The sequence below is a fragment of the Streptomyces recifensis genome, assembly GCF_002154615.1.
GTDB lineage: Bacteria > Actinomycetota > Actinomycetes > Streptomycetales > Streptomycetaceae > Streptomyces > Streptomyces griseoluteus.
In genome coordinates, this window is the sequence record NZ_MUNH01000328.1 from 1 (window position 1) to 9,051 (window position 9,051).

8 protein-coding genes are annotated in these 9,051 nt (G+C 73.3%); 7 read left to right on the plus strand and 1 reads right to left on the minus strand.

Annotated features, from left to right (window positions below):
- The first annotated feature begins 321 nt into the window (after positions 1-321).
- The 3 genes from CCN33_RS18075 (at position 322) to CCN33_RS18085 (ending at position 4,021) form a co-directional block, all read left to right on the plus strand.
- Positions 322-1,515: a MarP family serine protease gene (locus CCN33_RS18075; protein WP_086694622.1), complete on the plus strand. Its 1,194-nt coding sequence runs from the start codon at positions 322-324 to the stop codon at positions 1,513-1,515.
- 48 nt (positions 1,516-1,563) lie between these two features.
- The gene (locus tag CCN33_RS18080) at positions 1,564-2,460 is read left to right on the plus strand and encodes a TIGR01777 family oxidoreductase (protein WP_086694623.1); all 897 of its coding nucleotides are present in this window, start codon (positions 1,564-1,566) and stop codon (positions 2,458-2,460) included.
- A gap of 193 nt (positions 2,461-2,653) precedes the next feature.
- Positions 2,654-4,021, plus strand: a complete 1,368-nt coding sequence (locus CCN33_RS18085; RefSeq protein ID WP_086694624.1) for an NAD(P)/FAD-dependent oxidoreductase — start codon at positions 2,654-2,656, stop codon at positions 4,019-4,021.
- A gap of 64 nt (positions 4,022-4,085) precedes the next feature.
- Here CCN33_RS18085 and CCN33_RS18090 read toward each other — a convergent pair whose 3' ends face one another.
- A complete protein-coding gene (locus CCN33_RS18090; protein WP_086694625.1) occupies positions 4,086-5,516 on the minus strand; it encodes an NsdA family TPR-like regulatory protein in 1,431 nt (476 codons plus the stop codon).
- Positions 5,517-5,767: 251 nt separating this feature from the next.
- Here CCN33_RS18090 and lipB point away from each other — a divergent pair, with 251 nt between their 5' ends.
- The 4 genes from lipB to CCN33_RS18110 all read left to right on the plus strand — a co-directional run bounded on the left by lipB (position 5,768) and on the right by CCN33_RS18110 (position 8,841).
- Positions 5,768-6,562, plus strand: coding sequence for a lipoyl(octanoyl) transferase LipB (lipB, locus tag CCN33_RS18095; RefSeq protein ID WP_086694626.1), 795 nt, complete (start codon positions 5,768-5,770; stop codon positions 6,560-6,562).
- A gap of 121 nt (positions 6,563-6,683) precedes the next feature.
- A complete protein-coding gene (lipA, locus tag CCN33_RS18100) occupies positions 6,684-7,649 on the plus strand; it encodes a lipoyl synthase (protein WP_086694627.1) in 966 nt (321 codons plus the stop codon).
- A gap of 230 nt (positions 7,650-7,879) precedes the next feature.
- Positions 7,880-8,077 (plus strand): SCO2195 family GlnR-regulated protein, encoded by a 198-nt coding sequence (locus CCN33_RS18105; RefSeq protein WP_030807683.1) that lies wholly within the window; start codon positions 7,880-7,882, stop codon positions 8,075-8,077.
- 62 nt (positions 8,078-8,139) lie between these two features.
- Entirely contained in the window at positions 8,140-8,841 is a 702-nt protein-coding gene (locus tag CCN33_RS18110) for a DUF4191 domain-containing protein (RefSeq protein WP_030807686.1), read from the plus strand.
- The last annotated feature ends 210 nt before the right edge of the window (positions 8,842-9,051 follow it).

Consider the following 9,051-nt stretch of genomic DNA (forward strand, 5'->3'; position numbering starts at 1 on the left):
GGCGGTGCTCGGCGCGGGATGCGCGGGGTGGGCCGTGACGACGCGCTCGCTGCCCCGTACGGGCAGCAGCAGGGCGACGACGGCGGTCAGGGCCGTGAGGGCGCCGGGCAGGCGCACGGCAGGCCACGGACGCGTCCATTTCATGATCCCACTGTCGGTCCGGCGCGGCGGGTCCGCGATGTGTGGTGTGCCACCCGGTGGAACCATCGTCCAGGTCCGGGGCGTTTCTGTGGGTACACGCATACGGGATGCCTCCGGGCGTGCGACTGATCAGCGGGGCCACCCCGTCCGTATAAGAAGGTCCGACAGAAAGGCGGCTTCGTGGACCTGCTCGACGTGCTGCTCGTGCTGGTGGTCCTGCTGTACGCGGCCTCCGGGTACCGGCGGGGGCTGGTGGCCGGCTGCGTCTCGCTGGCCGGCTTCGTGGGCGGCGCGGCGGTCGGTGTGTGGGCGCTGCCGTGGGTGACGGGGCTGGTGACGCGCGGCTCGGCGGCGGCCACGGTGGTCGCGGTCCTCACCGTCCTGGTACCCGGCATGATCGGGCACGAGCTGGCGGGCCGCCTGGCGCTCAGGCTGCGCAACCGGATGGACCGGTCGGGCAGCGGCCCCCTGCGGGTGGCGGACGGCATCGGGGGCGCCGCGGCCAACGGGGTCGCCGTCCTCCTCGTGGCGTGGGTCGCGGCGAGTGTGCTGGGCGCGGCGCCCTCGCAGACGGTGACCACGGCGATCCGCAACTCCGCCCTGCTGGGCGCGGTGCAGCGGGCGATGCCGGAGACCACCCCCGCCTGGTTCTCGCGGGCCACCTCCGCGCTGACGGAGGCGGGCTTCCCCCAGGTCTTCAACCCCTTCGAGAACGAGTCGACCGCGCAGGTGGCCGAGCCCTCCGGCGACAGCGTGACGCCGGCGGCCACGGAGGCGGCCCGGCGCAGCACGGTGAAGATCGAGGGCTCGGCGGGCGCCGAGGGCCGCGAGGGCAGCGGCTTCGTGTACGCCCCGCGGCGGGTGATGACCAACGCGCACGTGGTGGCCGGCATCGACAACCCCACGGTACGGATCGGCGGGGTCGGCCGGGCGTACCAGGCGCGGGTGGTGCTGTTCGACCCGAACAAGGACGTGGCGGTGCTGTACGTACCGAATCTGCGCGCCCCGGTGCTCCCCTTCGACTCCTCCGCCCGACGCGGCGAGTCGGCGGTGGTCGCGGGCTACCCGCAGGACGGCAGTCTGGACCTCCAGGCGGCGACGGTGGCGAACCGGGTGCGGGCGACCGGCCAGAACATCTACAGCGACCGCACGGTCACCCGCGAGATCTACTCCGTCCGTTCCACCGTCCGGCCGGGGAACTCCGGCGGCCCGCTGCTCACCACGGACGGCCGGGTCTTCGGCGTGGTCTTCGCCCGCTCCACCTCCAGCTCCGAGACGGGGTACGCGCTGACGGCGGCGGAGGTCTCGGCGGACGCCCGGCGCGCGGAGACGGCGACGGTGCCGGTGGACACGGGTGAGCTGATCACGTCGTAGGGAGTAGACGGCCGCCCTGATTCCGGGCCCGCGGGGCATGCTGGGATCATGGACTCTTCCCGAATCGCGGTGACCGGCGCGTCCGGTCTCATCGGCAGCGCCCTGGTGCGGTCCCTCACCGACGACGGGCACCAGGTGGTGCGGCTGGTCCGGCGCGAGCCGCAGGGCCCGGACGAGGTCCGCTGGGACCCCCAGGAGAGTTACGTGGACGCGGCCGGGCTGACCGGCGTCGACGCGGTGGTGAACCTGGCGGGCGCGGGGATCGGCGACAAGCGCTGGACGCCGGAGTACAAACGGGTGATCCGGGACAGCCGGGTGTTCGGCACGACCGCGCTCGCGGAGGCCGCCGCCTCCCTGCCGGAGCCGCCGCGCGTCTTCGTGAACGGCAGCGCGATCGGCTTCTACGGCGAGACCGGCGACCGGATCGTGGACGAGGACGCCCCGCCCGGCGAGGGGTTCCTGCCCTCGGTGTGCGAGGAGTGGGAGGAGGCGGCCGCGCCGGTGCGGGAGGCGGGCGTACGGACGGCGTTCGTGCGCACCGGTCTCGTGGTGTCCGCCGCGGGCGGGGCGTGGGCCAAGATGTTCCCGCTGTTCAAGGCGGGGCTCGGCGGGCGGCTGGGCAACGGCAGGCAGTACTGGTCCTACATCGCGCTGCACGACGAGGTGGCCGCGATCCGGCACATCCTGGACCGCGAGGACCTGTCCGGGCCGTTCAACCTGACCGCGCCGCACCCGCTGACCAACCAGGAGATCACCGAGGCGATGGGCCGGGTGCTGCACCGCCCGACGCCGTTCCCGGTGCCGGCGGCGGTGCTGCGGACGGCGCTGGGCGGGATGGCGGAGGACGTGCTGGGCAGTCAGCGGGTGGTGCCCAAGAGGCTGTTGGAGTCCGGGTTCCAGTTCGCCTTCCCCGGCATCGAGGACACGATCCGCGCGGCGGAGTAGGCCGGCGGCATAGGCGCGATCCTCGCGGGCACCGAGCGGTCATGAGCGTATGCGACCGCCGTGCGACCGTGCCCTGCCGATGCGCGACTGGCATTGACCGACATTGACCCTAACCTCGACCCGAACTCGCGTATCCGGCGGGCCAGTTGAGGGCATGACCTCTCCACCGCCGTGCAACCACAGGAGGGGCCTCGTGCTTGAGCCCGCGTACCAGGTGGACGTCGTCGTCGTGGGGGCCGGGGCCGCCGGACTCGCGGCGGCCCATCGGCTGACCAGCGCAGGAGTGACGACCGCAGTCCTGGAGGCCGCCCCGGAGGTGGGCGGCCGCATGTCGACCGAGAGGGTCGACGGCTTCCGCCTCGACCGGGTCGGACGGCCCCTTGCCACCCCCGGCACCGAGCTGCGCACCGTGCCCGGCCTGGAACCGCTCGCGCTGCGGCAGTTCGCGCCCGGTGTGCTGCTGCACCGGGACGGCCGCAGGCACCGCGCGGGCGCCCCGGCACCCGTAGGGGGCGCACGGGGCGCACTCCATGTGGCGCGCGCCCTGGCGAGCGCCCCCAGGGGGCCGGTCGCCGTGCTCCCCGGCCGGACCGGGACACCGGTCGGCGGGGCGTGGGACCAGGCCCGGCTGAACGCCGCGCTGGCCCGGATCGCCGCCACCCCGGTGGACCGGCTGCTGGCCCGCCCGGAGCAGGCGGCCGCCGACGCGCTGGCGGCGCGGGGGGTCCCCGCCCGTACCGTCGAGGGCTTCCTGCGGCCGCTGCTCGCCACGCTGCTGTGCGACCCGGAGCTGACCACGTCCAGCCGGGGCGCCGACCTCGCCCTGCGGGCGTTCGCCGGAGGCCGGCTGAGCGTGCCGGAGGGGGGCGCGGAGGTACTGCCCGAGCGGCTGGCGCGCGCCCTGCCGCCGGGCACCGTGCGGACCGGGGTGCGGGTCACCTCCGTCTCCACCACCTCGGTCACCACCGCCGAGCACGGCGTACTGCGCTGTCGCGCGGTCCTGCTGGCCACGGACGCCCGTGCGGCGGCCGAGCTGCTGCCGGGGCTCCGCGTCCCCGGCTTCCACCCGGTCACCGTCGTCCACCACACCACCGACGACCCCGGCCCGGCGCTGTCCACGGGCAGCTCGCTGCTGCTGGACGCGGACCGGGGCGGCCCGGTCGCGCACACGGCGGTCGTCAGCAACGTCGACCCGAGCCGCGCCCCGGCCGGCCGCACCCTGATCTCCTCGACGGTGCTCGGCACCCCGCCCGAGGACGTGGACGCCGCCGTCCGCAGCCACCTGTCCCGCCTGTACGGCACATCCACCAACCGCTGGGAGACCCTCGCCGTCCACCACACCCCGGACGCCGTCCCGGCCACGCGCCCCGCCTACGACCCCCACCGCCCGGTACGCCTTCTGGCGGGCCTCTACGTCTGCGGCGACCACCGGGACACCCCCACCCTCCAGGGCGCCCTCCACTCGGCCACCCGGGCCACCACGGCCGTCCTGACGGACCTGGGAGTCGCCTCCTCCCTGCACCTGGCGGACCCCCCGGCGACGATGCCGCGGGCGGCCTGACCCGGGAGGCCCGCCGGGCCGGGCCCTGGGGGGGCGCCCCCGTAAGGGGCGCCCCCTTGGGCCGCTAACCCAGCGCCGCCACCCGCTCCCGGTACCCGCGGGCCGGGGCCGCGTCGCGGTAGGGCTCCAGGCGGCGTTCGAAGTCGCGGATGTACTCCACCGCGCGGACCGAGCGCATGTCGGCGGCCTGGGCGGCGGCCTCGGCGGCGAGGGTGCAGGCCTGGTCGAGGTCGCCGAGGCCCAGGCGGGCGGTGGCCAGGACGACGCGGGAGAAGAGCCGGCTGCGGGCGTGCGCGGCGGAGCGCAGCCGGAGCGAGCGCTCGGCGTGCTGTGCGGCCGCCCGGAACTGGTGGAGGTCCCGGTGGCAGTGGCCGAGCTCGTCGGCGAGCTGGGCCTCGTCGAAGAAGCGCGCCCAGTGCGGCACGTCGTCGCCGGGCCGGGCCGTCTCCAGGGCGCGTTCGGCGCGTACCAGTGCGCCGGTGCACGCCCGCGTCTCCCCGAGGACGGCGTGCGCCCGCGCCTCCGCCGCGTGCAGCAGCGCCTGCACGACGGGTGCCGCGCCGGTCCCGACCCCCTGCTGGGCGACCCGCGCCAGCTGCACCGCCTCCCGCCCGTGCCCGAGGTAGACGGCCTGGCGGCTCATGGTGACCAGCACGTACGAGCCGTAGCCGCGGTCCCCGGCCGCCTGGGCGAGCCGCAGGGCCTGCACGAAGTACCGCTGGGCGAGCCCGTGCGCGGCGATGTCGTACGAGGTCCAGCCGGCGAGCCGGGTGAGGTCGGCGGCGGCGCCGAACAGTCTGCGGCCGGTCTGCTCGGAGTAGCTGCCGCGCAGCATCGGCTCGCACTCGTGCTCCAGGTAGCGCACGAGGGCCTGCCGGGCGTGCCCGCCGCCGTACTGGTCGTCCAGCGCCCGGAACAGCTCCCCCACCGAGCGCAGCGCGGCCAGGTCCCCGCCGGTCACCCGGTGCCCGGAGGAGCGCTCGGCGGGGGGCGCGGGGGCGCGTGCGGGCCCGGCCTGCGCCGGTACCCGGACGGCGGGCTCGCGCGCCACCCGGTCGTCGGCCTTGCCGATCAGCCAGTCCCGGCTGGGCACGACCAGCCCCGCCGGTGTGAACGCGATCTTGCGCAGCTCGGCATGGCTGCCCGAGTCCTTGCGCCACAGCCCGCTGACGATGTCGACGGCCTCCTCGGGCGTGCCGGCGAACTCCAGCCCGGCGTACACCGGCGCGCACGCGTCCAGCCCGAGGTCCTGGGCGGTGAGCCGGCGGCCGAGGCGGCGGGTGAAGACCTCGGCGATCAGCGCGGGAGTGGTCCCGCGCGGCTGCTGGCCACGCAGCCAGCGGGTGACGGAGGTCTTGTCGTATCTGAGGTCCAGCCCGTGCTCCAGGCCGAGCTGATCGACGCGACGGGCCAGACCCGCGTTGGAGAACCCCGCCTCTGCGATGAGCGCGGCGAGCTGGCGGTTGGGGGTGCGCTGCGCGGGTCGGTCCGTCATGTGCGGTGCGGTCTCCTGCCTGACAGGCCACTGAGGTGCCGGGACGGGCTGTGAACAGCCCTTTTGGCCTCACGAACGGCGCGAATGTAGCGGAGAGTGAACAAGTCGTCGCACAGTTCGCCGTGCATTCATCCGATCGTGTGAGGATTACCCGCGCGGCTGACGCCACCCGTCCGGACGTACAGTGGCGTGGGCGCCGTACGCGCCTGACAGACCCGACGAGGGGTGCCCGGCTTAGGGAGGCGCTTGCCGTGAGTGACTTGCGGTTCGTCCACATGGGATTCGGCGCGGACGCCGTCGACTACCAGGAGGCGTGGGACGAGCAGCGCCGGGTGCACGCCGCCCGGTTCGCCGACGAGGTCCCCGACACTGTGCTGCTGCTGGAACACCCCCCGGTGTACACGGCCGGCCGCCGCACCGACCCGAGCGAGCGCCCGCTGGACGGCACCCCCGTGATCGACGTGGACCGGGGCGGCAAGATCACCTGGCACGGTCCGGGCCAGCTCGTCGGCTACCCGATCCAGAAGCTCCCCCGCCCCGTGGACGTCATCGCCCACGTCCGCCGCCTGGAGGAGGCCCTGATCCGCGCCTGCGCGGAGTACGGGCTCGAGACCACCCGGGTCGAGGGCCGCAGCGGCGTCTGGGTGCTGGGCGACCCGGTGGAGCAGCGCCTCGGCGGTCTCTCCCTCGACTTCGATCCCCGGATCGCTGACGAGGAGTTCGACCCCCGGATGAACGGCCCGGAGTACGCCCCCTCCAACGCGGGCCAGCGCCGCGAGGACCGCAAGATCGCCGCGATCGGCATCCGCGTGGCCAAGGGCGTCACCATGCACGGCTTCGCCCTGAACGTGAACCCGGACAACCGCTGGTTCGACCGCATCATCCCGTGCGGAATCCGTGACGCCGGTGTCGCCTCGCTCGCGGGCGAGCTGGGCCGGGACGTCACGATCGAGGAGGTCGTGCCCGTGGTCGAACGCCACTTGCGCGAGGTCATGGCCGAGGCCGTCCTCGCCCCCCGGGTGATCGAGAAGCCCGCCGCGGTCTGATCCGGGAATGCGGCCTGCGTCCGCGAGGTTTTCACCCCCGGTAGGACCCCATGAACACGGGCGTACCCTGGTGTACGCCGAAGAATCGAAGACTTACTTCGCAACAAGCAGGGAGCCGGTCGTGTCCGCAGTCGCACCCGACGGACGCAAGATGCTGCGCCTGGAGGTCCGTAACAGCCAGACCCCCATCGAGCGCAAGCCCGAGTGGATCAAGACGCGGGCGAAGATGGGACCCGAGTACACCAAGATGCAGAACCTCGTGAAGAGCGAGGGCCTGCACACCGTGTGCCAGGAGGCCGGCTGCCCGAACATCTACGAGTGCTGGGAGGACCGCGAGGCGACCTTCCTCATCGGTGGCGACCAGTGCACCCGGCGCTGTGACTTCTGCCAGATCGACACCGGCAAGCCCGAGGCTCTGGACCGGGACGAGCCGCGCCGCGTGGGCGAGTCCGTGGTCACCATGGACCTCAACTACGCCACGATCACCGGTGTCGCCCGCGACGACCTCGAGGACGGCGGCGCCTGGCTGTACGCCGAGACCGTGCGCCAGATCCACGCCCAGACCGCGGGCCGCGAGGCCGGCCGCACCAAGGTCGAGCTGCTGGCCCCCGACTTCAACGCGGTGCCCGAGCAGCTCGCCGAGGTCTTCGAGTCCCGCCCCGAGGTCTTCGCGCACAACGTCGAGACGGTCCCGCGCATCTTCAAGCGCATCCGCCCCGGCTTCCGCTACGAGCGCTCGCTGAAGGTCATCACCGAGGCCCGCGACTTCGGCCTGGTCACCAAGTCCAACCTGATCCTGGGCATGGGCGAGACCCGCGAGGAGGTCGTGGAGGCGCTCCAGCAGCTCCACGACGCCGGCTGCGAGCTGGTCACCATCACCCAGTACCTGCGTCCTTCCGTGCGCCACCACCCCGTCGAGCGCTGGGTCAAGCCGCAGGAGTTCGTGGAGCTGAAGGAGGAGGCCGAGCGGATCGGCTTCTCCGGTGTGATGTCGGGCCCGCTGGTCCGCTCCTCCTACCGCGCCGGGCGCCTTTACCAGATGGCGATCGAGAAGCGTGGTAACTACATCGCCGCCCAGGCGGTGTGAGCGAGTCGTGTGAAATCACGCACAAGTTCCTACTGGCCAGTAATGGCCGAGTCGACGCGGTCCCGTCCGTCCTCGCTGATGAGGGCGCATGGCGGGGCCGCGTCGGCGTGTGGGGAACGCGAGCCGAGGCTTCACCACCGTTTGACCGGTCGGTCACGCACTGGTAACACCGAACAGTGACCCTGGAATCACGCCCCGTACACCACCCGTACCGAGGGGGGACCTCGATCATGCAGGCCGCACCCGTCCGCGCCACCGCCATCCCGTCCTTCACCGTCGCCCTCCGCGCGGTCGAGACGCTGCTGCTTCAGGGCGGCCAGCGCACCGCCCGCCGCAACGCCTGGACCTCCGTCCTGGAGGACCGCCGCCGCGCCAAGGACCGGGTCGAGGCGCAGCAGTTCCTGGACCGCGCCGCCACCCGTCCGTAACCCCCGCCCTACGCCGGGCACCGCCGTCGAGAGTGCTCCCGAGGCCACGTAGACTCGTGAGCATGGCGAGGAAGGAAACCGCGGCGGACGCCGCGAGCGCAGGGCGACTGAAGCAGATCGCCCTCACGTACAAGATGACCCGCAAGGCCGACAAGACGATCGGTCTTGTACTCGCGGCTGTCGGGCTCGGCATTTTCGCCGTCCTCCTCGTGATCGGCTTCCTGATCGGGCACCCCGTCTACGGCGGCATCCTGGGCCTGCTGCTCGGTCTGCTGGCGACGGCGATCGTGTTCGGGCGCCGGGCCGAGCGGGCCGCGTTCGGGCAGATGGAGGGCCAGCCGGGTGCGGCGGCCGCGGTACTGGACAACATCGGCCGGGGCTGGGCGACCACCCCCGCGGTGGCGATGAACCGCAGCCAGGACGTGGTGCACCGCGCGGTCGGCAAGGCCGGCATCGTGCTGGTGGCCGAGGGCAACCCGAACCGGGTGAAGAGCCTGCTGGCGGCCGAGAAGAAGAAGATGAACCGGATCGTCGCGGACGTGCCGGTGCACGACGTGATCGTCGGTGACGGTGAGGGCCAGGTCCCGCTGAAGAAGCTGCGGACGACCATGCTCAAGTACCCGCGGGTGCTGACCGGCCCCCAGGTGACCGCCACCAACGACCGGCTGCGGGCGCTGGGCGATCTGATGAGCAACATGCCGCTTCCCAAGGGTCCGATGCCGAAGGGCATGCGGATGCCGAAGGGCGGCGGCAGGGGCCGCTAGTTCCTACGACATGAGAAGGGGCGCCCGGAGATTCTCCGGGCGCCCCTTCTCATGTCCGGCGCCGCTAGGGGGTGTCTCGTCGATCTTCGTGGATCAGCCCGCGGCGTCTGGTGCGGTACCTCGGCGTGCGGTCGGGTCGTCCTCGTACTGGACGTACGTGGGCGATTCGGCCGTGCGGCGAGGTGCCGTGCCAGGGGTCGCGGGCCCGCG